This window comes from Actinoplanes derwentensis, from assembly GCF_900104725.1.
In the GTDB taxonomy this organism is placed as follows: Bacteria; Actinomycetota; Actinomycetes; order Mycobacteriales; family Micromonosporaceae; genus Actinoplanes; species Actinoplanes derwentensis.
In genome coordinates this window covers 4,650,868-4,675,420 of the sequence record NZ_LT629758.1, presented here as the reverse complement: position 1 = coordinate 4,675,420, position 24,553 = coordinate 4,650,868, and the positions used below count along the sequence as shown (strand labels likewise).

Sequence of the window (24,553 nt, the reverse complement as noted above, 5' to 3'; positions counted from 1 at the left end):
GGGTGAGGGAGGATCGGCGGGTGAGTGTTCGCGGGGACCGGGGGGACGCGCTGGCCGTCGCCCTCTTCGGTGGGGTGCGGGTGGACCGGGGTGGGAGCGGGATTCCGATTCCGGGCACCCGGCTTCGCGGGCTCGTCACCCGGCTCGCCGTCGCCGGTGGGCGGGCGGTGGCTCCCGCGGTGCTGGTGGAAGCGCTGTGGCCCGAGGACCGGCCTGCTGACCCGGTCAACGCGTTGCAGTCGCTGGTGTCGCGGTTTCGGCGGATTGCCGGGGCGGACGCGGTGGCCCAGTCCGAAGGCGGATATCGGCTGGTGGCGGGGGATGTCGACGTCATCCGGTTCGAGAGACTGGCCGCCGCTGGGCGGGAACGGCTGCGCGGCGGAGATCTCGCGGTGGCCGTCCAGACGCTGGGCGAGGCCGCAGGGCTGGCCCGTGGACCGGTCGCCGCGGAACTGGCTGATGTCGCGCCCGCGCACGCGGTGCGCCTGGCCCGTGATGTCGTCGAGGTGGGTGCGGATCTGGCGGAGGCCGAGATCGGTCTCGGCCGGGGTGACCGAGCCGCGGCCCGGCTGACGGGTCTGGTGGCTGAGTATCCGATCGACGAACGGTTCGCGGGGCTGCTGATCGACGCGCTGGCCGCACAGGGGCGCCAGGGTGACGCGCTCGCCGTGTACGAGCGGATCCGTGCGGGGCTGGCCGACCAGCTGGGCGCGGATCCGGGGGTTGCGTTGCGGGAACGCCACGTGCGGCTGCTCCGCGGTGACGCGCCCGCAACGACCGGGAGCGCCGGGGGAAACCGGCCCGCGCCAAGGACCGGGAGACCGCCCGTGCTGCCCCGCGGAGACTGGCCGGAAGCGGGCGGGGTGGCCGTACCGGTGAAGGGGGATGGGGGATCGGCGGGGGTGGCGCCGACGAATCTGCCGGCGTCGTTGACCAGGTTTGTCGGGCGGGAGGACGACCTCGCCCGGGTGGACCGGCTGTTGGCTGGTGGGCGGCTGGTCACCGTGACCGGGCCGGGGGGTGCCGGTAAGACGCGGCTGGCCACCGAGGCCGCGTGGCGGCATGCCGCGGACCATCCGGACGGCACGTGGCTGATCGATCTGGCGTCGGTGACTGAGCCGGCGAAGGTGGGCGCGGCGGTCGTGGCGGCTGCGGGTCTGCGCGGGTCGGCGCTTTTCGAGACCGGCGGCCGGGTACGCCCGGAAGGTCGCGACGATCTGGACGTGCTCGCCGACCGGTTGTCCGGGCGGCGGATCCTGCTCGTGGTCGACAACTGTGAGCATCTGATCGACGCGGTCGCGTTTCTGGTCTCGGCGCTGCTGGTGCGCTGCCCGCAGTTGCGGGTGCTGGCCACCAGCCGGGAGCCTCTCGCCGTCGACGGGGAGGCGCTGGTGCCGCTCGGGCCGTTGGGGCTGCCGGAGCCGGACGACGCATCGGACCGGGCGTCGGCGTCGGCGGCGGTGCGACTGTTCGCCGAGCGGGCCGCCGCGGTCCGGCCGGGGTTCACCGTCGACGACGGCACGGTGCGGGACGTGGTGCGGATCGTTCGTGCTCTGGACGGCCTGCCGCTGGCGCTGGAACTGGCCGCCGCCCGCCTGCGCACGCTCGGCCTGCCCGAGTTGGCGGCGGGGCTGTCGGACCGGTTCCGGCTGCTGACCAGCGGCAGCCGCACCGCGCAGCCCCGGCATCGCACGCTGCGCGCGGTGATCGCCTGGAGCTGGGATCTGCTCACCGACCAGGAACGGGCGCTGGCCGAACGGGTGGCGGTGCTGCCGGGCGGGGTGGCCGCCGGATCGGCGGCCGCGATCGGGTCCGGGGACGTCCCGGAACTGCTGGCCGCTCTCGTCGACCGGTCGATCCTGCAGCTGGGCCCGGAGGCGGGCCGCTACCGGATGCTGGAGACGCTGCGGGAGTACGGCATCGAACGCCTCGCCGAACAGGGGATCCTCGACGAGGTCCGGGACGTGGCGGCCGGTTACCTGGCGGCGCTGGTCGCCGGGTACGACGCCCGGCTGCGCACCGCCGATCAGGTGGCCGCGTTGCGGGCGTTCCGGGCCGAGTACGACAACGTGCTCGCCGCGCTGCGCCACTACTGCGACGCCGGCAACGCCCGGGCCGCGGTCGCGCTGGCCCTGGATCTGACCTGGTACTGGCAGATGTTCGGGCGGCACGCCGACGCCTGGTACTGGCTGCGGGCGGCCCTGGACACGCCCGGCGACATCGATGTGGTGTCGGCCGACTGCGCCGAGGCGGTGCTGATGCTGAACCGGACCTCCACCGAACCGGCCCTGATGACCGAAACCGCCCAGCAGCGCATCGACCGTCTCGCGGATCTCGCCGCCCGGCTGTCCCGGCACGACGAACTGCCCGGCCCGGCCGGGGCGATCGCGTCCGCCGCCCTCTACTTCGCCGGCCAGGACGAGGACGCGGGCCGGCGCGTCGACCGGCTGATCAACGGGCCGGACCGGTGGCTGGCCGCGCTCGCCAACCTGTTCAAGGCGCAGATCGCCGAGAACAACGGCGACCTGGAGCAGTTGAGCCGGCACGTGAGCGCGGCCCTGGACGGTTTCCGGCTGATCGGCGACCGCTGGGGCCAGGCCACCGCGCTGCCGTTGCGGGCGCTGATCCGGCAGTTCGACGGCGACCTGGACGGGGCCCTCGACGATCTTCGGTCGGCTCGTGCACACGCTCGCGAGTTCGGGTCCCTCGACATCGCTGACGAGATCTTCATCGACCTGCGCTGGGCGGACCTGCAGATGCGCCGCGGCGATCCGGACGGAGCCCGGGACGCGGTCGCGATGGCCCGGGAACGCGCCGAACGGTCCGGGTCGGTGGAGATGACGTTGCTGCTGGACGCCCTGGAAGCGGGGTTCCTGATCTGGCTGGGCGAGTACGACCGGGCACAGGAGTTGGTGGACCGGGCGGCGGCCGGGCTCGGGGCGGAGGGCACGGGCATGCCGATGATGGGCGGCGACCACGGCACCGCGATCGTCGGTAACGTCCGGGCGGCGCTGGCGATCCACCGCGACGACCCGGAGACCGCCGAGAAAGCTCTCGCTCTGGCGTATGCGGCGGCGGTGGAGACCCGCGACATGCCGATCGTCGCGATGGTGGCGGTGACCGCGGGCGGGCTGGCCGACCTGCGCGGGCAGCACCGGGAGGCGGCGTTGCTGATCGGGGCGGCGGCCCGGCTGCGTGGCTCGCACGACCACACCGACCTGCATGTGACCCGGATCGCGAGCCGGTCGCGGGCGGCGCTGGGGGAGGAGGGCTTCGGGGAGGCGTACGCCGCCGGTTGGTCCTTGGAGATCGCAGCCGCGCAGAGTCTCATCGACCCCGCGCGGCTCGCATTGCCGGGTTCTTGATCTTCAGGCCCGCCGGGGGAAGGCCCGCGGAGCCGGCGGCATCTCAGGCCCGCCGGGCGTAGGCCCGCAGTGCCAGCGGCACGAAGACCACCAGCAGACCGGCCATCCAGCACAGGGTGGTGACCAGCGGCCCGGCCACCGGCCCGCTGACCAGCAGCCCGCGGATCGTCTTGACCAGCGGCGTGATCGGGTTGACCGACACGAACGCCTGCAGCCAGCCGGGCAGCGTGTCGGTGGACACGAACACGTTGGAACCGAACGTCAGCGGCAGCACCAGCAGGAACATGATGCCCTGCACCGCGCCCGAGGTCCGGGCCAGCATCCCCACCCACACCGAGATCCAGCAGAAGCAGAGCCCGAACCCGATCGACAGGGCCACCGCGGCCACCGCCGGAAGGAACCCGGTCTCCACCCGGAAGCCCATGATCGTGCCGAAGCCGAGCATCACCACACACACCGACAGGTAGCGGACCACGTCGGCGAGCACCGCACCGATCAGTGGCGCGGCCCGCGAGATCGGTAGTGATCTGAATCGGTCGAAGACACCTTTCTCGATGTCGGCGTTGAGGTTCTGCCCGAGCGCCACCCCGCCCATCGCGAGTGACTGCGCCAGCATGCCGGGTAACAGGAACTGCAGGTAGGCGTGTCGATCACCGTCGCCGATCGCGCCACCGAACAGGTAGGTGAACAGCAGCAGGAAGATCACCGGCTGGATGGTGACGTCGATCAGCGCCTCCGGGGTGCGGATCGTCTTGATCAGGCTGCGCTGGGCCAGGGACGTGCTGTGCCGGGCGATGGCCAGGGTGCTCATACCAGTTCCTCTTTCTTCGTACGGCCGGTCAGCACGTGGAACACCTCGTCCAGGCTGGGCAGGTGCAGGGCCAGTTCGGTGACTTCGATGTGGTCCGCGCGCAGCGCCGGGATCAGCTTGTCCAGGACGTGGTCGCCGGAGACCGGCACCGAGGCCGCTCCGGCCCGTGCTCCGGCGGCCTCGTCCCGGCTCGCCGTGGTGCCCGGGGCGGCCACCAGGTCGAGCAGCCGCAGCACGTCGGGCAGGCGGCCGGGGTCGGCCGGGCGCACGTTCAGGGTCTGCCCGCCGACCTTGCGCTTGAGCCCGTCCGGGGTGTCGTGCGCGATCACCCGGCCGTGGTCGACGACCACGATCTCGTCGGCGAGCGCGTCCGCCTCCTCCAGGTACTGCGTGGTCAGCAGCACACTCGCGCCGCTGGCGACCTGGGTGCGGACCACACCCCACATGTCCTCGCGTTTGGCCGGGTCCAGGCCGGTCGTCGGCTCGTCCAGGAAGATCACCTCGGGGTGCCCGACGAGACTCGCGGCCAGGTCGAGACGACGGCGCATGCCACCGGAATACGTCTTCGCCGGCCGCTGCGCCGCCTCCTGCAGGTCGAACCACGCCAGCAGTTCATCGGCCCGGGCTCGCGCGTCCCTCCTGGTCAGATCCAGGAGACGACCGATCAACACCAGATTCTGTACGCCGGTCAAGTCCTCGTCGACCGACGCGTACTGCCCGGTCAGGCCGATCTTGCGGCGGACCTTCGCGGGCTCCTTCAACACGTCGATGCCGGCCACCACGGCACTGCCCTCGTCGGGTTTCAGCAGGGTGGCCAGCACCCGTACCGCGGTCGTCTTGCCCGCGCCGTTGGGCCCGAGCACGCCGAGCACCGTCCCGCGGCGCATCGACAGGTCCACCCCGTCCAGCGCCTGTGTCTTGCCGAACCGTTTGCGCAGCCCTTCGGCGCGCACCACCAGATCGTCTGTCATGCCCCGGAGCCTGCCGCCCGCCGCTGCCACGCCCCGCACACGCCGCTGTCACGCCCCTGCCACGCTTCGTTCCGCACCCGACGTCACCACGCGATGCGGCTCGCGTTCTTGCGTGGTGGGTTGCGGTTCGTTCCGCACCCCGATCCACCACGCAAAGAAGCCCCGCCGCTCGATGGTGAGCGGCGGGGCTGAGGAAGCGCGGGTTACGAGGCGGCGGGCTCGGACTTGCGCTCCGGTTCCGCAGTCGGGGCCGGCGGGGCCGCGTGGTGGTCGTCGACCATGGTGGTCTCGTCGAACGGGTCGCCGCCGGCGAGGACCAGTTCGGCGCGCTCCCGGTCGAACTCCTTGGTCCAGGTGCCGATCAGGACCGTGGCGACGGCGTTGCCGGCGAAGTTGGTCAGGGCGCGGGCCTCGGACATGAACCGGTCGATGCCGACGATCAGGCCGACCCCGTCGACCAGGTCGGGGCGGTGGCTCTGCAGGCCGCCGGCCAGGGTGGCCAGGCCGGCACCGGTGACCCCGGCGGCACCCTTCGACGCGATGATCATGAAGAGGAGCAGCGACACCTGCTCGGCGACCGACAGCGGGTCACCCATTGCCTGCGCCACGAACAGCGACGCCATGGTCAGGTAGATGGCGGTGCCGTCCAGGTTGAACGAGTACCCGGTCGGCACCGTGATCCCGACGACCGGCTTGCTGACCCCGACGTGCTCCATCTTCGCGATCAGGCGGGGCAGCGCCGACTCCGACGACGACGTCGACACGATCAGCAGGAACTCCCGGCCCAGATATTTGAACAGGCTGAGGATGTTGATCCGGGCCACCAGCCACAGGATCGAACCGAGCACCACGAAGACGAACAGCGCACAGGTGATGTAGAAGCCGAGCATGATCTGCGCCAGGCTGATCAGCGCGTCCACACCGGTCGCACCGACGACCGCGGCGATCGCGCCGAACGCGCCGATCGGGGCCAGCCACATCAGCATCGCCAGGACCCGGAAGACCACCCGCTGGAACATCCCGATGGCCCGCAGGATCGGCTCGGAGATCGAACCCAGCGACTGCAGCGCGAAACCGACGAGCAGGGCCACGAGCAGGGTCTGGAGTACGTTGCCGGAGGCGAACGGGGAGAGCAGGCTGTCCGGGATGATGCCGAGCAGGAAGTCGGCGGTGCTGGGGGCGGCGTCGGTGCCGACGGCCTTCTGCCCGGCCGCGGCGACCTTCTCGTCCAGGTGCATCCCGGAACCGGGGTGGATGATGTTACCGACGACCAGGCCGATCGCGAGCGCCACCGTCGACATGCTGAGGAAGTAGGCGAGGGCCAGACCGCCGACCTTGCCGACCTGGGCGGCCTGCCGGATCGATCCGACACCCAGCACGATGGTGCAGAAGATGACCGGGGCGATCATCATCTTGATCAGATCGACGAATCCGGTGCCGATCGGTTTGAGCTCGACCGCGACGTCCGGCACGATCAGGCCGACGGCGATGCCGAGCAGGACGGCCACGATGACCGCCAGGTACAGGAAGTGGGTTCGGTCCCGTTTGACCGGGGCGGTGGTGGAAGTCATGCCGAGAATGTGGCCTGGGTCTCAGCCACTTTCACCGTTACGTTCATTCTGTTCATCCGAACGAAACGATCGGGGCATGGGTTTGGCACGTCGATGGAGCATCGCCCGGCAACTTTTCGCCCTCCAGGTGCTGGTGGTGACGTTGCTGGTGGCGATCGGCACGGTCGGCGCGGTGCTTCTCGCCCGACGGGACGCCCGCACCGCCGCCATCGCCGAAGTGGTCGCGGTGGCCGAGTCGATCGCCCACTCACCGTCGGTGGTCGAGGCACTGCAGACGGCGAACCCGACAACCAGGCTCCAGCCGTACGCCGAATCGACCCGTAAGGCCACCGGCACCGACTTCATCGTGGTGATGGCCCCCGACCGGACCCGCTACACGCACCCGACCGTGGAGTTGATCGGGCAGCCGTTCGTCGGCACCGTCGAGGACGCCCTGCGCGGCGGCACCGTCATCGAGGAGTACCGCGGCAGCCTCGGCGACTCGGTCCGCACCGTCGTCCCGGTCCGCGACACCGGTGACCGGATCATCGGCCTGGTCTCGGTCGGCATCCGCAGCGAGGCCATCGACCGCGAGCTGATCGCCCAGATCCCCGCGTTCGCCGCCGCCACCGGTCTCGCCCTGCTGCTCGCCGCCTTCGGATCGTGGCTGCTCAGCAGACGGCTCCGCCGCCAGACCCACGGCATCGGCCCGGCCGAGATGACCCGGATGTTCGAGTACTACGACGCCGTCCTGCACGCTGTCCGTGAGGGCCTGGTCGTCGTCGACCGCGACGGCCGCGTCACCCTGATCAACGACGAGGGCCGCCGGCTGCTCGGCGTCACCGACGACGAACCCACCGGCCTGCCCGCCGAAGTCGCCGGACTGATCGCCGAAGTCCGGCCCACCGTCGACGAACCCGTCCTCATCGGCGACCGGGTGCTGGTCGCCAGCCGCCGCGAGACCCGCTTCGACGGCCGCGTCCTCGGCACCGTCCTCACCTTGCGCGACCACACCGAACTCCGCGCGCTCACCGGCGAGCTCGACTCGGTCCGCGGCCTCACCGAAGCCCTGCACGCCCAGGCCCACGAAGCCGCCAACCGCCTGCACACCGTCCTCACCATGGTCGAACTCGGCCGCACCGACGAAGCCATCCAACTCGCCACCGCCGAACTCGCCCTCGCCCAGGAACTCACCGACCAGGTCGTCGGCGCCGTCGGCGAACCCGCCCTGGCCGCCCTGCTGCTCGGCAAATCCGCACAGGCCGGCGAACGCGGCGTGGAACTCACCGTCGACGGCGACTCCCGGCTCACCACCAGCCTGCTGAGCGGCCGCGACCTGATCACCGTCGTCGGCAACCTGATCGACAACGCCCTGGAAGCGGTCGCCGAGACACCCCTGCCCCGCAAGGTCGACGTGCTGGTCCGCGAACAGGACGGCGAAGTGCTGGTCCAGGTCACCGACAACGGGCCCGGCCTCACCCCGGACCAGGCGGCGGTCGCCTTCCAGCGCGGCTGGACCACCAAGGGAGCCGGGCACGGCATCGGACTGTCCCTGGTCCGGCAGGTCGCCGAACGGTACGGCGGGGGCTACCACATCCGCACCGGACCCGAAGGCGGAGCCGTCATCACCGTACGACTGCCGGTGCCGTCATGACACCGATCCGGGTGCTGGTGGTCGACGACGACCCACTGATCGCCGAGGCTCACCGGGCGTACACCCAGAAGGTCGAAGGTTTTGTCGTCGCCGGTGTCGCGCACACCGCGCGGGAGGCGATGACCCGGCTCCGCGCCGACCACGTCGACCTGGTGCTGCTCGACCTGAACCTGCCCGACAAACACGGCCTGGAGATCGCCCGCGCCTTGCGATCGGCCGGCAGCGGCACCGACGTCCTCGCCGTCACCTCCAACCGGGACATCGCCATGATCCGCCAGGCGGTCGCCCTCGGCGTCACCCATTACCTGCTGAAACCGTTCACCTTCGCGGCGTTCCGCGACAAACTGGACCGGTACGCCCAGTACCGCCGCCAGCTCGCCGGCTCCGCCGAGGTGGCCGCCCAGCACGAGGTCGACCGGGTCTTCGCCACCCTGCGCGGCGCCCCCGCCGACACCCTCCCCAAAGGACTCGACCCGCACACCTTCGACCTGATCCTGGGAGCACTGCGCGCCGCCGCACCGGGCGGCCTGTCCGCCACCGAGGTCGCCACCCGGACCGGCACCTCCCGGGTCACCGCCCGCCGCTACCTGGAACACCTCGCCGACGCCGCCCGAGTCGTCCGCAACCCCCGCTACGGCGGCCCCGGCCGTCCCGAGGTCGAGTACCGGCCCGCCCCCACGGGTAACCAGGGGCCATGACGGACCAGACCCTGATCATCCTGGGCGCGAGCGGCGACCTCACCGCCCGGCTGCTCCTGCCCGGCCTCGGCGCCCTGCTCACCGCCGGGCACGTCCCCGGCCTCACCCTGATCGGCGCCTCCGTCGAGGACTGGGACGACGCCCGGTGGCAGGCCCGCGTCCACGACTCGTTCGGCGCACACGGCGCGGCAGCGGCCGCCGAGTCCACCGGCCAGAAGACACCGGTCTCCGACGACACGCCGGCTGCCTCGGCTGTGGCCGACCGAGCCCGCTGGATTCGTACCGACGTGACCAGCTCTTCCGATCTTCGGTCTTTGCTGGCTGCGACAAACGGCTCCGTGGCGATCTTCTTCGCCCTGCCGCCGGCCGTCACCGCGAAGGCCTGCGCGGCACTGCTCGACGTGGACCTGCCGCCCGGCACCCGGCTCGTGCTGGAGAAACCGTTCGGCACCAGCAGCGAGTCCGCCGCCGAACTCAACACCCTGCTCGCCCGCCTCGCCCCTGCCGTCCCCGAGGAGCAGGTGCACCGGATCGACCACTTCCTCGGCAAGTCGACAGTGCTCAACATCCTCGGCCTGCGGTTCGCCAACCGCATCTTCGAACCGATCCTCGACTCCACCCACGTCGAATCTGTCGACATCGTCTTCGACGAGAACCTCGCCCTGGAAGGCCGGGCCGGCTACTACGACCGGGCCGGCGCGCTCGCCGACATGATCCAGAGCCACCTCCTGCAGATCCTCGCGCTGCTCACCATGGAAGCCCCGTTCAGTCTGGCCGCCGCGGAGTTCCGCGACCGCAAGGCCGACGTGCTCCGGGCCACCCGGCTGTGGGGCACCCCGGCCGACAGCAGCCTGCGGGCCCGCTACACCGCCGGCGGCGACCTGCCGTCCTATGCCGACGAACCGGGCGTCGACCCGTCCCGCGGCACCGAGACCCTCGCCGAGATCGTCCTCACCGTCGACACCTGGCGCTGGGCGGGCGTGCCGTTCCGGCTGCGCTCCGGCAAGGCGATCGGCGACAGCCGCAAGGAAGCCGTGATCACCTTCAAACGGCCGCCGCGGGTGCCGGACGGGCTGCACGGCTGCGACGAGCCGGACCGGCTGCGCATCGGGTTCGGCCCCGACCACCTGGCCCTCGACTTCAACATCAACGGGCCGGGCGACCCCTTCGAACTGGACCCGATCAGTTTGGAGGCCACCTTCGGCGCTGGTGGCCTGCCGCCTTACGGCGAGGTGCTGCGCGGCGTCTTCGAGGACGACCCCACCCTTTCGGTACGTGCGGACACCGCCGAACAGTGCTGGCGCATCGTCGAACCGGTCACGTCCGCCTGGCAGGCCGGCGAGGTGCCGCTGCGCGAATACCCGGCCGGAACCGCCGGACCTAGCCTCTTCCTGCCTGCGTAGTGGTCACCATTTTGTAGTGTCACCACTTCGTAGTGGTCACCACGACCGTCTCGTACGACATGGTGAACCTCTCGCCGATCACCTGACCCAGCCCCTTCAGCAACGCCTCCAGTTCGACCGCCGGCAGCAGTTGATGGCCGCCGGCGGTCGGCACCTGGTCCAGCCAGTCCGCCCGCTCGTATTCGTGCTCCCATCCGAACCGCCACACCTCGGGATCGGTCAGCGGGCCCGACACCTTCTCGACGATCGCGCCGTACGGGTCGGCGTCCGCCCACGGATCGAACGGCAGACTCGGCGCCGCCCGCCGGTAGACATCCGCGAACGCCCCGGCCAGCTCGGGGGCGGGCTTGACGGTGTTCCAGAACAGGGCGAGCCTCCCGCCAGGGGTCATTCGCCCGCCCGGGGTCATACGCCTGTCCGGGGTCATACGCCCGTCCGGGGTCATCAGGCCGCCCGGGCGCAGGCATGCCGCCGCCTTCGCCGTTCCTGCGACCGGGTCCACCCAGTGCCAGGTCTGACCGGCGACGACCGCGTCGAAGGTGCGGCCTTTCGGATCCCAGTCCTCGAACCGGGACTCCTCGACCTCGAAACCGTGGCGCCGGGCCACCGCGGCCATCCGCGGATCGGGCTCGACGCCGAGCACCTGACAGCCGGCGTCCCGGAACTGGCGGGCCGCGATGCCGGTGCCGATCCCGACGTCGAGCACGGTCGTGTTTCCGGCCGCGATCCGTTCGATCATCGCCGCCGGGTAGCGGGGCCGGGCGCGGTCGTAACGTTCCGGGTCGAGCCCGAAGGACTGGGCGATCTCTTTCTTGGTGTTCTGTCCGCCTTCGTCGGCGGCCGCATTGTTAGCGGGCATGTGCCCACTCTAAATGGGCGCTTGCCCACTCGGCTAGATTTGACGTGTGCCTACCGGTGTGGCCCTGCGCGACGTGCGGGAACAACTCTTCGACGCCGCCGACCGCATCCTGCTCGGATCCGGACCCGAGGCGCTCACCAGCCGTGCCGTCACCGACACCGCGGGCTGCGCCAAAGGCGTCCTGCACCGCCACTTCACCGACTTCGACGCCTTCCTCGCCGACTACGTCCTGGATCGCGTCCACCGCATGGACACCGCCCCGCTCCAGGCCGGCGCGGGCACCGTCACCGGAAACGTCGCCGCCTTCCTCGCCGAGCTGTTCGGCTCCGTCGCCGTCGCCATCGTCGCCCTCGTCACCTTCCGCGACGGGCTGCGCGCCCGCCTCCGCGACACCTGGCCCGCCGGAGTGCCGGTGCTCACCCAGGGCGCGGTGGCACTCGCCGACTACCTGGAGGACGAACGCGCCCACGGCCGGGTCGCCGCCGTCGCCGACGCCACGGTCCTCGGCGCTGTTCTGATCGGAACCGGCCACCTGCTCTACGCCGACCGAACCGGCTCACCACCCACCCCGGACGAACTGCGCCGCACCGTCGAGGCGATCATCCCCGCTTGACCCGTCACCCTCCCGCGGTCACCCCTCCTGCCGCGGTGCCTCCTGTCGTGGCGCCCGGCGCCGCCAGCGGTGTGCCAGGCCCGCGTAGGAGAACACCACCACCGCCGCGATCAGCAGCCGCACCTCGTTCAGGTAGCGCTCCGGATACATCACCCCGGTCAGGTACGTGTCGATGAACCCCCGGCTCAGCCCCGACTGCCCGGCCCGGTCCCGCGCCCAATCCTCCACATAGGTCAGCGGACAGTTCAGCTCGAACACCACGATGCACAGCCCCCACGCCGCCGCGGCCAGATGCCACCAGATCGCTTTCGGCCAGCGCCAGGCCACGAAACCACCCAGCACCACGAACGCGATGAACAGAAAATGCGCCACCATGGTGGCCTCGGCCAGCACCCGGAAAATCATGCCCTCAAGTTTCTCCCATTAATCGGTTGGACGGGAGCCGGAGAGTCGCCTAACTTTGTTCTCACCGGCATGACACAGCCGGACGAAACAAGGGAACAGGAAGGGGAGATGATGTCCGCCAAGCAGATGTGGCAGGCCGCGACGGCTTCGTCCGCCCTCTCCCCAGCCGCGCCGGCCCGGACCGCGATGTCCCAGGCCACGATGGCCCTACCGAGTTCCCCCGCCCGCAGTCTGAGCCGACTCCCGGGCCGGTGGCGCGGCTAGCATCCAGCTAGCGCAAGCGCCGCCCTTCCTCATCGGAAACGGGCGGTTTTTTCGTATACGGGTGTAGCTCAACCGGAAGAGCACCGGCTTCCAAATCCGGCAGATGCGGGTTCGACTCCTGCTGCCCGTGCGCATTCTTTTTGACAATTACACAGCGGATGACACCATTTTCTTCCGGCCGTGACCAGGCCGGATCGTGGGCTCGTAGCGCAGCAGGTAGCGCGCCGGTTCGGCATACCGGAGGCCGGCGGTTCAAACCCGCCCGGGTCCACCTCGTCCCCGTAGCTCAGCGGATAGAGCACCGGAATACGACTCCGGCGGCCGGGAGTTCAAATCTCTCCGGGGACACGCGTCAACGCCCTCGTGGCCCAACGGCAGAGGCACCAGACCGAGGCTCTGGACGGTGCGCGTTCGAATCGCGCCGAGGGCACGTATCAGCAGATCAAACCCGGGTAGCCCAATTGGCAGAGGCGCTGCGTTCAGGTCGCAGAGGTTGAGGGTTCGAATCCCTCTCCGGGTACGCAAGGGCTCGTAGCTCATCAGGTAGAGCGTCCGTTTTGCACGCGGAAGGTGGCCGGTTCGAGTCCGGCCGGGTCCACGCATCAAGTGGGAGGGTTGGCCGAGTGGTCTAAGGCGGCGGATTGCTAATCCGTAGCAGGGGGTCACCTCTGTCGAAGGTTCGAATCCTTCACTCTCCGCGCAGGTCGCCGTAGCTCAGGGGTCAGAGCGCTCCGCCCATAACGGAGATGTCGGTGGTTCGAAACCACCCGGCGATACGCAGTACCAACGGGTCGTGGCGCAGCTTGGTCAGCGCGCTCGCTTTGGGAGCGAGATGTCGCGGGTTCGAATCCCGCCGACCCGACGTAGTTCGATGTGCCGCTAGCTCAGCAGGTAGAGCAATCGCCTCTTAAGCGATGGGTCCGGGGTTCGAGCCCCCGGCGGCGCACTCGCAGGGTGGAGGAGTCCGGTCGTCCTCATCGGTCTCATAAGCCGAAGATCGCGGGTTCGAATCCCGCCCCTGCCTCCAACGGGAGGAGCCGGTCTGGTTTCGGGAACGCCGCTGGAAACGGCGTGGGCCTGGTAGAAGGGCCCCGTGGGTTCGAATCCCACCTCCTCCGCGTCGGTGTCGTCCGCTGTGTAACGTCTCGCCGTATGGCGTACACGATCAGGGCCGCGACCGTCGACGACGTCGCGGCTGTCGCGGCTGTCTGGCATTCCGGCTGGCACGACGGGCACGCCGCGTACGCGCCTGTGGAGCTGACCGCGGTGCGCACCCTGGAAGCGTTCGAACCGCGGGTCGTCGCGCGTCTGTCGCGGACCACGGTGGCCACCGGGGACGGGGAGGTCGCCGGGTTCGTCACGGTCGCCGGGGACGAGGTGGAGCAGGTGTTCGTCGCCGCGGGACATCGGGGCGGCGGAGTGGCCGCGAGCCTGCTCGCCGAGGCGGAGCGGCAGGTCTTCGCGGCCGGGCATGCCGAGGCGTGGCTGGTGGTCGCCGACGGCAACGGCCGGGCCCGGCGGTTCTACGAGCGGCAGGGCTGGCGTGACGGCGGGCCGCTGGACTTCGCCGCGGAGGCCGGCGACTCGACGATCACGGTCGCGTGCCGCCGGTACGTCAAACGTTTCTAGATCGGACCACCCGCCCGTCCGGGTGAACAGCGTGTCGGTGTGTGTCCAATTCGGGTAGAGTTGTCCGTCAATGATCACTCTGGGTGGTACCGCCGGGTCCGACGCGTTCAGCGTCGGTGGCTCCAGCCGGTTTTCAGCCGGTCGCCGTCGTGTCGCCGCCGTCAGCCGGAAAGGGCCCCTTCACCGTGACGTATGCACCGCCGACGATCCTCGCTGCCCGGACGTTCCTGCTCGACGGCGTTCCCGGCTTGACACCGGCCGAGGTGGGCATCGTCGGCGACACCGGTCACGCGAACACCGGCACCTCGTACCATCTCGGTAAGAAGCAGCTGGCGGCGAACGCGTACTCGATCATCGAGTCGCCCCGGGACCGCAACGGCCTGACCGACGCGGCCGCCGGGCTCGACATCGGCGACTTCTCGTTCAAGGTCCGCGGGAAGACGCACACCCTGCGGACGTTCTCGGCCTGGCTGGTCGCCGCCTGCAAGGCGGGTACCGCCGACACCAAGGACATCCGCGAGGTCATCTACAGCACCGACGGTAAGAACGTGCGGCGCTGGGACCGGCTCGGCCGGCGGACGACCGGCGATTCCTCGCACCTGTTCCACACTCACCTCTCCTACTTCCGCGACAGCGAGAAGAAGGGCAAGACCGCACTGTTCCGCCGGTACCTCACCGAGACCGGGCTCCTGAAGGACGAGTGATCCGGCCCGAGGCCACCACTCGAGGGCCTGCGCACCGGGGCCTCAGCTGGGCTAAAACCGACATGAGTGGGTTGCGTGAACGGCCGGTTGAGGGAAACCTGCGGGTAGGGATGCGCTTGAGGAGGGCCTGCCATGGGCAAGGTCGTCGCTGCCCTGTCCATGTCACTGGACGGGTTCGTCGCGGACGAGCATGACGGTGTGGGTGAGCTGTTCGGGTGGTACCTGAACGGCGATGTCGAGTTGCCGAGCGCTGATCCACGCCGGGTCTTCCGGGTGACCGCGGCCAGTGAACGGTTCCTGCGCGGGGGGTTCGGCAGTTCTGGTGCGCTGATCTGCGGGCGGCGGCTGTTCGACCGTACCGACGGGTGGGGTGGACGGCATCCGGCCGGATGTCCGGTCTTCGTGGTGAGTCACTCGGTGCCCGGTGGGTGGCCGCGGGACGATTCGGAGACCTCGTTCTATCCCGATCCGATCGGGGCGCTGGAGGCGGCGCAGAAGGTGGCGGGGGAGCGGACCGTGTCGGTGTCCACTCCCATGCTCACTCAGCAGTACCTGGACGCGGGCCTGCTCGACGAGATCTCGGTGTCGCTGGTGCCGGTGCTGCTCGGGGCGGGGACCCGGCTGTTCCGGATGCCGGTGGTGATGCCGATCCGGCTCGGTGATCCCGAGGTGGTCGAAGGGTTCGGCGTCACCCATCTCGTTTACCGTGTGCTGCGGTAGGCGACCTTCTCCAGGAACCGGGTCAGGTGCGGGTCGAACAGCGCCGGATCGGACCGCAGGATCTCGTCGCGGGCCCACCAGCGGACGCCGTGGAACTCGCCGGTGTCCGGTTTCAGCTGGTGGTCGCGGGGGATCTCGACGACGTACCAGAGGCTGACGTCGATGTGCCCGGAGTCGATGCCGACGGTTCCGGTGACGGTGAGGAAGACCGGTTCGGGGCCGGGCTCGGTGGTGATGCCCAACTCCTCCTCGATTTCGCGGGCCGCGGCGTCGAAGGGGTGTTCGCCGGTTTCGACGTGGCCGCCGGGCGGTAGCCACAGGCCGGCGTTGAGGTGTTCGACAAGCAGCACGCTGCCGTCGGCCGGGTCGATCGGGACCACATACGACACCAGGTGCTGTGCCGGTTCTGCGGGTTTCACCCGCCGGAAGACGTCGTCGGTACGCCGGAGCCAGCCCAGCGTGTGGGACCGGTGTTCGGCCTCCAGATTGTCACCGGGCTCCAGACTGCTCACCACGTCGTGCACTGTCGCGACCGTTGAACGCATGAGGAAAATGATTTCATCCGGATGTGGCGGGCGGGTGACAATGCCGCGCATGATCGCCCGTGTCGTGGCCTTGACCGAACCGTCGCCCACCTGGATCGCCGAAGGCGACGACGGGCGGCCGCTGGGCACCGCGTCGCTGTGGATTCCGCCGGCCGGTGGCCCGGCTGAGGTGCGGATCCGGGTGCATCCGGCGGAGCGGCGTTCGGGTGTGGGCACCCGGTTGTTACAAGAGGCCGCGCGGTACGAGGGAGTGCCGGCGCTGCTGGGTGAGGTGGTTGCGGAGGGCTCGGCGGGAGACGCGTTCTGTGTGTCGGCGGGGATGCGACAGGTGCTTGCGTTGACGTACACCAGGCTGGAAGTAGTTGATTTCGACCTGGTCGGGGAAGCGGTGCCGGGCTATCGGCTGGTGCATTGGGAGGGGACCGTGGCGGACGAGATCGCGGAGACGTTCGCCCGGTCGCGCAGTGCCATGGACGACATGCCGATGGACGACGTCGACTACCGGCCGGAGCCGTGGGACGTGGCCCGGCTGCACCGGGTGGCCGCCGTGGTCGCCGAACGCGGTGACGTGCTGCTGACGACGGCGGCGATCGGCGCGGACGGGGAGATCGCCGGGTTCACCGAGGTGGTCCTCTCCGGTGACCAGGGGCAGAACTACGGGACCGGGGTGCTGGTGCCGCATCGCGGCCGTGGGCTGGCCCGGTGGCTGAAGGTCGCGCAGATCGCGGTGGTGCGGCAACGTTTCCCCGCGGTCACCGGGTTGCTGGCGGACACCGCCGACAGCAACGTGGCGATGCGGCGGGTCAACGAGGCGCTCGGCTACCGGCCCACCCATCGCAGCCGGATCCACCAGCTCGACCGGGCACGCCTCTCGTGAAGCGTGCCCGGCCCCTGCTGACTACGCCGCCGGGCGGTAACCGGCCGGGCGGCTGGTGAACGTGCCGCGGCCGTGGGTGCGGCTGCGCAACCGGGTCGCGTAACCGAACAGTTCGGCCAGCGGCACGGTGGCGGTCACCGTTCGGACCGTCGAATCGGTCACCTGGCCGCGGCGGGCCGCGAGGTCGCCGAGGACCGCGCCGATCGTTTCGGACGGCGCGCTCACGGTGACCTCGGCGACCGGTTCCAGCACCGTCAGCGTGCAGGAACGCAGCGCCGTGCGGAGCCCGAACTGGCCGGCCGCGCGGAACGCCGTCTCCGACGAGTCCTTGACGTGGGTCTGCCCGTCGGTGAGGGTGACCCGCAGCCCGACCACCGGATGTTCACCATCGGTCAGAGCCTCCCGGCAGCCGGCTTCGACCGCCCGCACGAACTCGGCCGGCACCCGCCCGCCGGTCACCGTCGAGGTGAACGTGAAGCCGGTGCCGTCGGCCGGTGCGACGTCCAGGACGACGTGCGCGAACTGGCCGGAGCCACCGTCCTGTTTGACGTGCCGGTAGACGACGCCGGTCACCCCCGTGGTCACCGCCTCGCGGTAGGCGACCCGGGGCCGGCCGGTGGTCAGTTCCATGCCGGTGGTCTGCCGCAGTTTCTCCACGGCCACCTCCAGGTGCAGTTCACCCACGCCGGACAGCAGGACCTGGCCGGTCTCCCGGTCGGTGCGTACGCTCAGTGACGGATCCTCTTCGGTCAGGGCGGCGAGAGCGGACGGCAGGCGCTGGGCCTCGGTCCGGGTGCGGGCCTCGACCGCCACCGATACCAGGGGCTCGGTGGTCCGGGGCGCCTCCAATTGAACCGGATCCGCCCGTGTGGAGAGGGTTGCCCCGGTTCGGGCCGCCTTGATTCCGGTGACCGCCACGATGTCGCCTGCCGTCGCCTGGTCGATGTCGGTGTGCCTGTCCGCTTGGACGCGGAGGATTCTGGAGATCCGTTCGGTGCGGTTGTCGGCGGCGTTCCACAGGACGTCTCCCTTCGTGATCGTTCCGTCGTAGATGCGCAGGTAGGCGAGTCGTTCGCGCTTCTTGAAGATCAGCGCCAGCGGTGGGTTCCGCTGGTCGCCTTGGGGCGGGGGCAGGTAGTCGACGATGCCGTTCAGCAGTTCTTCGACGCCGATGTTCCGGAAGGCCGAGCCGCAGAGGACGACGACGGCCTTGTTCTCGTGGGTGAGGTCGCGCAGTGCCCGTTTGAGCGTCATATCGGATATGTCGCCCAACTCCTCCAGTACTGCGGGATGGAGTTCGGCCACCGCCTCCTCCAGTCGACGGCGTTCCTCTTTGAACTCCGGCGGCGGGTTGTCGACCAGGTCGATCACGCCACTGAGATCGGCCTTCGGGACCTGCACCAGCAGCGGGATCACTTCCAGACGGTCCCGGATCGAGGCCACCGCCGCGTCCAGATCGGCGCCGGCCCGGTCCAGCTTGTTGATGAAGGCGATGCGGGGTACGCCGTACCGGTCCGCGGTCCGCCAGACGGTCTCGCTCTGCGGCTCCACACCGGCGACCCCGTCGAAGACCGCGACCGCACCGTCGAGCACCCGCAGTGAACGTTCCACTTCGTCGGAGAAGTCCACATGGCCGGGCGTATCGATCAGGTTGAGCCGGTGACCGGCCCAGTCGCAGCTCACCGCGGCGGCGAAGATGGTGATGCCGCGGTCCCGTTCCTGGGGATCGAAATCGGTCACGGTGTTGCCGTCGTCGACCCGGCCGGACCGGTGGGTCATGCCGGTGGTGAACAGGATCCGTTCGGTCAGGGTGGTCTTGCCGGCGTCGACGTGCGCGAGGATGCCGATGTTCCGGACGTTCATGATTGTCGGTCTCTCGAGTCTGAAGCTGGTGGTGGACGGCGCCTGTTACAGGCAGCGGCCAGCCCCGGTGGCGCAGCCGGAGCTGGGCACACCAGACACGAGGATCAGCTCGAAACGCGACACGGGGATGATGACGGCGGTGCGATATCGCATGGCCGTTTCTCCTCTCCGGTCGCGGTGATGGGATCGACGCTACGAGAGATCCGGTAGTGATGTCGAGCGATTAATGTGGCGGGTGGTGACGATCCTTCTCGTTCTGTTGATCATGGCGGCGGTTCGCGTCTGGAACCGTCGCGGCCCGGCGCGCGCTCAGCCGTTCACCGGACCGATTGCGGCGTTTACGCTGGTCGCGGTCTCCAGCCTCACTCCCGGCCCGGCGGGTCTCACCCTTTCCGGCTGGTGGTACGCGGGGGCAGCGGCTCTGCTGGTCACCGTCGGCTACGGGGTGGCGCTGATGATCCCAGCCGCGCGCCGGGCCCTGGCCGTCCCCTCGTTCGAACATCCGGTGCGCACCGCCCTGATCGGGGTGCCGCTGTCCACGGTGATCTTCGAGGAGGTGGCGTTCCGGGGAGTGCTGTGGGAGTTGCTGTACCGCGACCACGGGGTGGTCGGGGCGTACCTGATCACCGCCCTGCTCTTCGGTCTCTGGCATCTGCCGGTCACCCGGGAAGTGGTGTTCACCACCCTCGCGGGGGTCGCTCTCAGCTTTCTCCGGCACGCCGGCGGCGGGGTTCTGGCCCCGTTCGTGCTCCACTGGACCGCCAACGGCCTGGGAATACTCGCTTCGGCATGGGTGCGCCGATCCGCGCAACCCGATTCCGGCCGCCCTGGTTAATCCTGAGAATGCCGTCGGACCCCGTCGCTAGGCTCCCAACAGCCGCCTCACCTGTGGAGATGTTGTGAGTAGTCAGACCTCGGCGCCGGCAAAACTGGACGGCGCCGTCCTCAAGATCGCTGGGGTCGTCGTTCTCGGCGCCATCATGTCGATCCTCGACGTGACAGTGGTCAGCGTCGCGATCCCGACCTTCCAGGACCAGTTCGGCGCGACCTATGCCGAAGTCGCGTGGACGATGACCGGCTACACGCTGGCCCTGGCCACCGTCATCCCGCTCACCGGATGGGCCGCCGACCGGTTCGGCACCAAACGGCTCTACATGACGGCGTTGCTGCTGTTCACGCTCGGGTCGGTGCTCTGCGCCACCGCCGACAACATCGGGCAACTGGTGGCCTACCGGGTGCTTCAGGGCCTCGGCGGCGGCATGCTCATGCCCCTCGGCATGACGATCATGACCAGGGCGGCCGGGCCCGAACGGATCGGCCGGTTGATGGCCGTCCTCGGCATTCCGATGCTGCTCGGCCCGATCAGTGGGCCGATCCTGGGCGGCTGGCTGATCGACTCGTACAGCTGGCACTGGATCTTCCTGATCAACCTGCCGATCGGCATCGGCGCGCTGATCTACGCCCAGATCGTGCTGCCGAAGGACAACCCCGAGCCGTCCGAGTCGTTCGACTTCATCGGCATGCTGATGCTCTCGCCCGGTCTCGCGCTGCTCCTCTTCGGCGTCTCCACGCTGCCCGAGGAGCAGAGCATCACCGCCGACAAGGTGTGGATCCCGATGCTCATCGGCGCGCTGCTGGTGATCGGGTTCGTGGTCTACTCGTTCAAGCCGAAGCACCCGCTGCTCGACCTGCGCCTGCTGCGCAACCGCAACCTGACCGTCGCGTCGATCACGCTGTCCGTGTTCACCATCGCTTTCATGGGTGCCGGGCTGCTCTTCCCCAGCTACTTCCTGCAGATCCACGGCGAGTCGACACTGCACGCCGGTCTGCTGATGGCCCCACAGGGCATCGGCGCCATGCTGACCATGCCGATCGCCGGCATGCTCGCCGACAAGGTGCCGATCGGGCGGACCGTGCCGTTCGCGTTGCTGCTGATCACCGCCGGGTTCTTCGCGTTCACCCAGGTCGGGACCGACACGTCGTACTGGCTGCTGTGCGGTTCGCTCTTCGTCATGGGTCTGGGCATGGGCGGCACCATGATGCCGATCATGACGTCGGCACTGCGAACCCTCACCAGCCACGAGGTCGCCCGCGGCTCCACGCTGCTCAACATCCTGCAGCAGATCGCCGGCTCCGTCGGCGGCGCCGTCATGTCGGTGATCCTGACCGCCGAACTCAACAAGTCCACCCCCATCCCCGGCCTGACCGACCCGGTGACCGGCGCACCGATCACCGAGGCCGGCCTGGCCATCGGCGCCCAGATGAAGCCCGAACTGGCCGCCACCGTCCCCGACCCCACGATCCTGGAACGGGGCTTGGCCTTCGCGGCCGACTCGTTCGCGACGACGTTCATGGTGGCTTTCGTGCTGACCGCGCTGACCCTGGTGCCGGCCCTGTTCCTGCCCCGAAAGCGCGAGCAGTCCCACCTGGCCGACGACCAGAAGACCGCGACCCCGGTCATCCTGCACTGACCGGCCCGCACGCCCGAGTGAAGCCCGCCCGGTGACACCGGGCGGGCTTCACCGTCTCCTCCGCCTTCACTCATGCCCAAGCCAAACCCTTGCTGCGTCTTGCCCGGGGTTCGGTTCGCGCTCGGATCGACACGCTGGCTACGGTGACGGGTATGGATCTGATCGGCTTCGGGCGTGAGGCTGATGTCTATGCGCTGGACTCGAATCGGGTGTTGCGGCGGTACCGGCGTGGGGATGACGCCAGCGGTGAAGCGGAACTCATGGTCCACCTGTATGGAATCGGGTATCCGGTGCCCCGGGTTCACGAGGTGAGTGGGGCCGATCTTGTGCTGGAACGGCTCGACGGGGTGACCATGACGGAGGCCTTCGGTGCTGGGGGTGCTGGGGGCGACGGCGTGGGTGCGGGAGCCGCGATTCTGGCGGATCTTCATCGGCGTCTTCATGCACTTCCCGCTCGTGTCGGTCAGCGGGCCGGTGATCGTATTCTGCACCGCGATCTGCATCCCGACAACGTCATGATCACGTCGCGTGGGCCTGTCGTGATCGACTGGCACAACGCCGCCGAAGGGCCGCCCGCGGTGGACGTCTGGCTCACCGCGATCATCCTGGCGCAGGTCGCCGCCGAGCCCGGTCATCAGCACGCCGTCGCGGCCGCCGCTTTTCTCCGGGCCTTCCTGTCTGAGAGCGGCGTGACCCTCTTTTCTGAGGGTGGCGCGGCTTTCCTGCCGGAGGCCGGCGTGGCTCTCCTGTCCGAGGGCGGCGTGGCCTTCCTACCGGAAGTTGGTGCCGCTCTCATGTCGGAGGATGGCATCGCTCTCCGGCCGGAGGGTGGTGATCCGGTCGCGGCTTTCGATGAGGCGGTTGCGATTCGCAGGGCAGATCCGGCGCTGACTGCGGAGGAGGCGGCTGGCCTCGTCGCTACCGTCGGGCCGCTGATTCGAGCCGCTCTGTCTGGTGGTCGGTGAGCTGACCTTCTGGGTGAGTGGGTCGGTGGTCTGGGTGCTGTGTCTGGTCATCCGCTTTAATTGTCGGCTGTCGAATCATCGGGCAGTTGAAGTGTGTCAAGAATCTGCCTACTGCTCGATGCCGCGAAGCGTGTTTACCGGAGGCCGGAAACGGATGCCGTAAGCAGAAGTCGGGATCGGCTGCCGTTGCGGTGGCATCGCCTGCGGTACTCGGTAAGGAAACCGAAGTGGTTGCGGATTGCGCGACTTGATTCTGCGTTTGGCCAGCGGATGTTAAAGATCGACATGGGACTTTCGAACGTTCTGGTGTAACTCCTGGTCACCGCGGTTATGAGGTCGTGGGATCGGCGGTTGGCGCGGGCGATGTCGGTGGCGCCGTTGATGCGGTGCCAGCCGATCGCGGTGTTACGCAGGACGGCCATGGCGGCGGGTCCGGTGCCGGTCCGGGCTTGATGCAGGCCCTCACGGAACGTGGCATCTCTGACGTATGGACCTGGTTCTCGATCAACCACTCTGCCCTCGCCCATTTTTGTAGGTCAGCGGGCTGAATGTCGGCGGCGGTTAGGGACGTGACCAGGTAGGCGGTTTCGCGGCTGGTCTTGCCGTCGACGATGCGGGTGTGGATGATGTGGCGGCCCGCTGAGTGTGCGGAAAGGCGATCCCGCCCGGGGTGTGCAGGGTGATGGCCTTGAACGGTGTGGGTCTCCTTGCGGCCGTGCCCGCGGTCGCGGGTACGGTGACCGACCGGAATCTGCGCCCGAGGCAGGGTCTTGAGCTGGGTATGAAGAGTAGGCTGGTTCCTCTTCGCCTGCAGGAGAAGGTGTGCTCCACGGCCGGTGATCTGCTCGGTGTGACCGGTCTGGGTATGCATCGCGCCGGCGACGAAGAGGACCCCGGCCAGGCTGTCCAATCGATTTAAAGACTCAGGACACTAGGCCGTGGTGGCAGGCATCGATTGCCCGATCGTCCACAACGAATTCACCAAGTAACATGAATTCACGCTGGCCACCTATGGCATCAAGTCCATCACCGGACTGAAGGGCCTCCTGCTCGACTCGTTGCCCGGCGAAACTGTTCCTGACGGCGGAAACGTGTTAGCTGATCGATGGAATCTGTCATGGGGATGTTGCTTTTGCTCGGTAGCATCGCCGTCCTGCGGAGGCGGGCCGGGTCTAGGTGCACGGTCATCGCGGAGACCTGACATCGAGGAGCGATTTCACCATGCGACTGTTTCTGACTGCGGCACTGCTCATCATGGTTGCCGGCACCACCAGTGCCTGCTCCGAGCCGACTGCCGACACTGCGGCGCCTGCCACGACCACGGCCGTCGCACCGAGCCCGTCGGCCGCCGCGCCGATCGGGAACACGGTGTCGATGTGCACAGCAGTCACCACCATGATGAGCCAGGCCACCCTCGACGGTCTCGGCCGGCAACTCGGAGATCTCACCACTGCCCACTTGATGGCCAACGCCGACGCCGTGCAGGTGCAGACGACCGGGATCCGGACCGTCAGCGGGACCCTGGCGGCGCAGCTCAGCGAGTTTCAGCAGCGTGCCGACGACCCGGCCCTGAGGGCGGCGCTGGGCACTTTGGTCACCTCCCTCACCACGCTGGGTAGCCAGGAGAACCTGGCCGGTGTCAAGACCCTGGAGGACGCCGGCCGGGCGATCACCCCGGTCTCCTCCAGTCTCAACGAGGTGGAAAAGATCTGCGGCTGAGCGCCCGACTCTGCACCCCCTGGTGGGGTATGGGCAGAGGAACCTAAAGTAAGCCCCACCTGGTCAGGGTGGGGCTTACTTTGTTGTCATGATCGACGCCCGATAGGGCTAGCAGGACTGTTGCGTTCTAGGCGCATCATCCGCTGAGCAGGTATTTCGTGGGGGTGATTGGCCTCTGTGGAGGCAGTAGAAGCGGGTGAAGCCCTCAAGGTGCTCATGGAGTTCTCGACGCTGCACGACCACCGAGGAAGTCCACCCGCCGATGGCATCATCTCTGATCTGCGCACTGACCGTGACAATCCCCGGCGCCGACATGCCCGCACCGCCGTTCACCGATGGTGAACGGGGCGGGCTCGTCGCAACCCTGAGTCGGATCCCGGCCCAGCGAAACCCGTACGGGACCCGGTATCCCCTCGTGGCGTTGCTGACCGTCGCGGTCTGCGCGGTCCTGGCCGGTGCCACCTGTG

At 69.1% G+C, this 24,553-nt stretch carries 21 protein-coding genes and 12 tRNA genes; 26 read left to right on the top strand and 7 right to left on the bottom strand.

The features are described from left to right. Positions 1 to 20: 20 nt before the first annotated feature. Entirely contained in the window at positions 21 to 3,365 is a 3,345-nt protein-coding gene (locus tag BLU81_RS20750; protein ID WP_231954672.1) for an AfsR/SARP family transcriptional regulator, read from the top strand. 43 nt (positions 3,366 to 3,408) lie between these two features. On the opposite strand, the gene BLU81_RS20745 is transcribed toward BLU81_RS20750, so the two are convergent. The 3 genes from BLU81_RS20745 to BLU81_RS20735 all read right to left on the bottom strand — a co-directional run bounded on the left by BLU81_RS20745 (position 3,409) and on the right by BLU81_RS20735 (position 6,718). Then, positions 3,409 to 4,176 carry an ABC transporter permease gene (locus tag BLU81_RS20745; RefSeq protein ID WP_092546194.1) on the bottom strand — a complete coding sequence of 256 codons (768 nt, stop codon included), beginning with the start codon at positions 4,174 to 4,176 and terminating at the stop codon, positions 3,409 to 3,411. Further along, entirely contained in the window at positions 4,173 to 5,147 is a 975-nt protein-coding gene (locus BLU81_RS20740) for an ATP-binding cassette domain-containing protein (RefSeq protein WP_092546193.1), read from the bottom strand. The genes BLU81_RS20745 and BLU81_RS20740 overlap by 4 nt, the downstream gene beginning before the upstream one ends. Before the next feature lie 203 nt (positions 5,148 to 5,350). Further along, positions 5,351 to 6,718 (bottom strand): cation:dicarboxylate symporter family transporter, encoded by a 1,368-nt coding sequence (locus BLU81_RS20735; RefSeq protein WP_092546192.1) that lies wholly within the window; start codon positions 6,716 to 6,718, stop codon positions 5,351 to 5,353. A 76-nt stretch (positions 6,719 to 6,794) separates the two neighbouring features. On the opposite strand from BLU81_RS20735, the gene BLU81_RS20730 reads away from it, so the two are divergent. From BLU81_RS20730 to BLU81_RS20720, 3 genes are read left to right on the top strand one after another with little or no spacing between them, the layout of a single operon-like run. After that, entirely contained in the window at positions 6,795 to 8,351 is a 1,557-nt protein-coding gene (locus BLU81_RS20730; protein WP_231954671.1) for a sensor histidine kinase, read from the top strand. Continuing rightward, on the top strand, positions 8,348 to 9,049 hold the full coding sequence (locus tag BLU81_RS20725; protein WP_092546191.1) for a response regulator: 702 nt from the start codon (positions 8,348 to 8,350) through the stop codon (positions 9,047 to 9,049). Before BLU81_RS20730 ends, BLU81_RS20725 begins: the two co-directional genes overlap by 4 nt. Next, entirely contained in the window at positions 9,046 to 10,452 is a 1,407-nt protein-coding gene (locus BLU81_RS20720; protein WP_092546190.1) for a glucose-6-phosphate dehydrogenase, read from the top strand. Before BLU81_RS20725 ends, BLU81_RS20720 begins: the two co-directional genes overlap by 4 nt. Positions 10,453 to 10,471: 19 nt before the next feature. Here BLU81_RS20720 and BLU81_RS20715 read toward each other — a convergent pair whose 3' ends face one another. Further along, positions 10,472 to 11,311: a class I SAM-dependent methyltransferase gene (locus tag BLU81_RS20715; protein WP_092546189.1), complete on the bottom strand. Its 840-nt coding sequence runs from the start codon at positions 11,309 to 11,311 to the stop codon at positions 10,472 to 10,474. A 46-nt stretch (positions 11,312 to 11,357) separates the two neighbouring features. Between BLU81_RS20715 and BLU81_RS20710 the strand changes: the two genes are divergently transcribed. Beyond that, positions 11,358 to 11,924 carry a TetR/AcrR family transcriptional regulator gene (locus BLU81_RS20710; protein WP_092546188.1) on the top strand — a complete coding sequence of 189 codons (567 nt, stop codon included), beginning with the start codon at positions 11,358 to 11,360 and terminating at the stop codon, positions 11,922 to 11,924. 18 nt (positions 11,925 to 11,942) lie between these two features. Here the strand turns inward: BLU81_RS20710 and BLU81_RS20705 are convergent, their stop codons facing one another. Beyond that, positions 11,943 to 12,329, bottom strand: coding sequence for a DUF2784 domain-containing protein (locus BLU81_RS20705; RefSeq protein WP_092546187.1), 387 nt, complete (start codon positions 12,327 to 12,329; stop codon positions 11,943 to 11,945). Positions 12,330 to 12,398: 69 nt separating this feature from the next. Between BLU81_RS20705 and BLU81_RS20700 the strand changes: the two genes are divergently transcribed. From BLU81_RS20700 to BLU81_RS20630, 16 genes are all read left to right on the top strand, one after another. Next, positions 12,399 to 12,593, top strand: coding sequence for a hypothetical protein (locus tag BLU81_RS20700; RefSeq protein ID WP_092546186.1), 195 nt, complete (start codon positions 12,399 to 12,401; stop codon positions 12,591 to 12,593). 57 nt (positions 12,594 to 12,650) lie between these two features. After that, positions 12,651 to 12,723: transfer RNA gene (locus BLU81_RS20695), tRNA-Trp, on the top strand. 68 nt (positions 12,724 to 12,791) lie between these two features. Continuing rightward, a tRNA-Ala gene (locus BLU81_RS20690) sits at positions 12,792 to 12,864 on the top strand. A gap of 4 nt (positions 12,865 to 12,868) precedes the next feature. Beyond that, a tRNA-Arg gene (locus BLU81_RS20685) sits at positions 12,869 to 12,941 on the top strand. Between the two features lie 9 nt (positions 12,942 to 12,950). Next, a tRNA-Leu gene (locus BLU81_RS20680) sits at positions 12,951 to 13,023 on the top strand. 16 nt (positions 13,024 to 13,039) lie between these two features. Further along, positions 13,040 to 13,113, top strand: a tRNA-Leu gene (locus tag BLU81_RS20675). 5 nt (positions 13,114 to 13,118) lie between these two features. Further along, positions 13,119 to 13,191: transfer RNA gene (locus BLU81_RS20670), tRNA-Ala, on the top strand. 11 nt (positions 13,192 to 13,202) lie between these two features. Next, positions 13,203 to 13,291 (top strand) — tRNA-Ser (locus BLU81_RS20665). 5 nt (positions 13,292 to 13,296) lie between these two features. Next, a tRNA-Met gene (locus BLU81_RS20660) sits at positions 13,297 to 13,369 on the top strand. Between the two features lie 11 nt (positions 13,370 to 13,380). Next, positions 13,381 to 13,455: transfer RNA gene (locus BLU81_RS20655), tRNA-Pro, on the top strand. An 11-nt stretch (positions 13,456 to 13,466) separates the two neighbouring features. Continuing rightward, a tRNA-Lys gene (locus tag BLU81_RS20650) sits at positions 13,467 to 13,539 on the top strand. A gap of 2 nt (positions 13,540 to 13,541) precedes the next feature. Next, positions 13,542 to 13,620, top strand: a tRNA-Met gene (locus BLU81_RS20645). A gap of 3 nt (positions 13,621 to 13,623) precedes the next feature. Next, positions 13,624 to 13,711, top strand: a tRNA-OTHER gene (locus tag BLU81_RS48445). A 34-nt stretch (positions 13,712 to 13,745) separates the two neighbouring features. Then, positions 13,746 to 14,222 (top strand): GNAT family N-acetyltransferase, encoded by a 477-nt coding sequence (locus tag BLU81_RS20640; RefSeq protein WP_092546185.1) that lies wholly within the window; start codon positions 13,746 to 13,748, stop codon positions 14,220 to 14,222. A 185-nt stretch (positions 14,223 to 14,407) separates the two neighbouring features. Beyond that, on the top strand, positions 14,408 to 14,926 hold the full coding sequence (locus BLU81_RS20635; protein ID WP_157751705.1) for a hypothetical protein: 519 nt from the start codon (positions 14,408 to 14,410) through the stop codon (positions 14,924 to 14,926). 132 nt (positions 14,927 to 15,058) lie between these two features. Next, a complete protein-coding gene (locus BLU81_RS20630) occupies positions 15,059 to 15,646 on the top strand; it encodes a dihydrofolate reductase family protein (protein ID WP_092546183.1) in 588 nt (195 codons plus the stop codon). On the opposite strand, the gene BLU81_RS20625 is transcribed toward BLU81_RS20630, so the two are convergent. Next, the gene (locus BLU81_RS20625) at positions 15,628 to 16,191 is read right to left on the bottom strand and encodes an NUDIX hydrolase (RefSeq protein WP_092546182.1); all 564 of its coding nucleotides are present in this window, start codon (positions 16,189 to 16,191) and stop codon (positions 15,628 to 15,630) included. The genes BLU81_RS20630 and BLU81_RS20625 overlap by 19 nt on opposite strands. Before the next feature lie 49 nt (positions 16,192 to 16,240). Here BLU81_RS20625 and BLU81_RS20620 point away from each other — a divergent pair, with 49 nt between their 5' ends. Beyond that, on the top strand, positions 16,241 to 17,068 hold the full coding sequence (locus BLU81_RS20620) for a GNAT family N-acetyltransferase (protein WP_092557374.1): 828 nt from the start codon (positions 16,241 to 16,243) through the stop codon (positions 17,066 to 17,068). 21 nt (positions 17,069 to 17,089) lie between these two features. Here BLU81_RS20620 and BLU81_RS20615 read toward each other — a convergent pair whose 3' ends face one another. Beyond that, a complete protein-coding gene (locus BLU81_RS20615; RefSeq protein WP_092546181.1) occupies positions 17,090 to 18,931 on the bottom strand; it encodes an elongation factor G in 1,842 nt (613 codons plus the stop codon). A 238-nt stretch (positions 18,932 to 19,169) separates the two neighbouring features. Between BLU81_RS20615 and BLU81_RS20605 the strand changes: the two genes are divergently transcribed. From BLU81_RS20605 to BLU81_RS20580, 4 genes are all read left to right on the top strand, one after another. After that, entirely contained in the window at positions 19,170 to 19,766 is a 597-nt protein-coding gene (locus BLU81_RS20605) for a CPBP family intramembrane glutamic endopeptidase (protein ID WP_157751704.1), read from the top strand. Positions 19,767 to 19,830: 64 nt separating this feature from the next. Beyond that, a complete protein-coding gene (locus BLU81_RS20600) occupies positions 19,831 to 21,402 on the top strand; it encodes a DHA2 family efflux MFS transporter permease subunit (RefSeq protein WP_092546178.1) in 1,572 nt (523 codons plus the stop codon). Positions 21,403 to 21,554: 152 nt separating this feature from the next. Beyond that, entirely contained in the window at positions 21,555 to 22,367 is an 813-nt protein-coding gene (locus BLU81_RS20595; RefSeq protein WP_092546177.1) for a phosphotransferase, read from the top strand. A 1,221-nt stretch (positions 22,368 to 23,588) separates the two neighbouring features. Next, positions 23,589 to 24,086, top strand: a complete 498-nt coding sequence (locus BLU81_RS20580; protein ID WP_092546175.1) for a hypothetical protein — start codon at positions 23,589 to 23,591, stop codon at positions 24,084 to 24,086. The last annotated feature ends 467 nt before the right edge of the window (positions 24,087 to 24,553 follow it).

What these genes read in the sequence shown, in the direction of transcription:
- BLU81_RS20745 (WP_092546194.1), bottom strand. Translation starts at nt 4,176, where the DNA reads ATGAGCACCCTGGCCATCGCCCGGCACAGCACGTCCCTGGCCCAGCGC.
- BLU81_RS20740 (WP_092546193.1), bottom strand. Translation starts at nt 5,147, where the DNA reads ATGACAGACGATCTGGTGGTGCGCGCCGAAGGGCTGCGCAAACGGTTC.
- BLU81_RS20735 (WP_092546192.1), bottom strand. Translation starts at nt 6,718, where the DNA reads ATGACTTCCACCACCGCCCCGGTCAAACGGGACCGAACCCACTTCCTG.
- BLU81_RS20730 (WP_231954671.1), top strand. Translation starts at nt 6,795, where the DNA reads ATGGGTTTGGCACGTCGATGGAGCATCGCCCGGCAACTTTTCGCCCTC.
- BLU81_RS20725 (WP_092546191.1), top strand. Translation starts at nt 8,348, where the DNA reads ATGACACCGATCCGGGTGCTGGTGGTCGACGACGACCCACTGATCGCC.
- BLU81_RS20720 (WP_092546190.1), top strand. Translation starts at nt 9,046, where the DNA reads ATGACGGACCAGACCCTGATCATCCTGGGCGCGAGCGGCGACCTCACC.
- BLU81_RS20715 (WP_092546189.1), bottom strand. Translation starts at nt 11,311, where the DNA reads ATGCCCGCTAACAATGCGGCCGCCGACGAAGGCGGACAGAACACCAAG.
- BLU81_RS20705 (WP_092546187.1), bottom strand. Translation starts at nt 12,329, where the DNA reads ATGATTTTCCGGGTGCTGGCCGAGGCCACCATGGTGGCGCATTTTCTG.
- BLU81_RS20700 (WP_092546186.1), top strand. Translation starts at nt 12,399, where the DNA reads ATGACACAGCCGGACGAAACAAGGGAACAGGAAGGGGAGATGATGTCC.
- BLU81_RS20640 (WP_092546185.1), top strand. Translation starts at nt 13,746, where the DNA reads ATGGCGTACACGATCAGGGCCGCGACCGTCGACGACGTCGCGGCTGTC.
- BLU81_RS20630 (WP_092546183.1), top strand. Translation starts at nt 15,059, where the DNA reads ATGGGCAAGGTCGTCGCTGCCCTGTCCATGTCACTGGACGGGTTCGTC.
- BLU81_RS20625 (WP_092546182.1), bottom strand. Translation starts at nt 16,191, where the DNA reads ATGCGTTCAACGGTCGCGACAGTGCACGACGTGGTGAGCAGTCTGGAG.
- BLU81_RS20620 (WP_092557374.1), top strand. Translation starts at nt 16,241, where the DNA reads ATGATCGCCCGTGTCGTGGCCTTGACCGAACCGTCGCCCACCTGGATC.
- BLU81_RS20615 (WP_092546181.1), bottom strand. Translation starts at nt 18,931, where the DNA reads ATGAACGTCCGGAACATCGGCATCCTCGCGCACGTCGACGCCGGCAAG.
- BLU81_RS20595 (WP_092546177.1), top strand. Translation starts at nt 21,555, where the DNA reads ATGGATCTGATCGGCTTCGGGCGTGAGGCTGATGTCTATGCGCTGGAC.
- BLU81_RS20580 (WP_092546175.1), top strand. Translation starts at nt 23,589, where the DNA reads ATGCGACTGTTTCTGACTGCGGCACTGCTCATCATGGTTGCCGGCACC.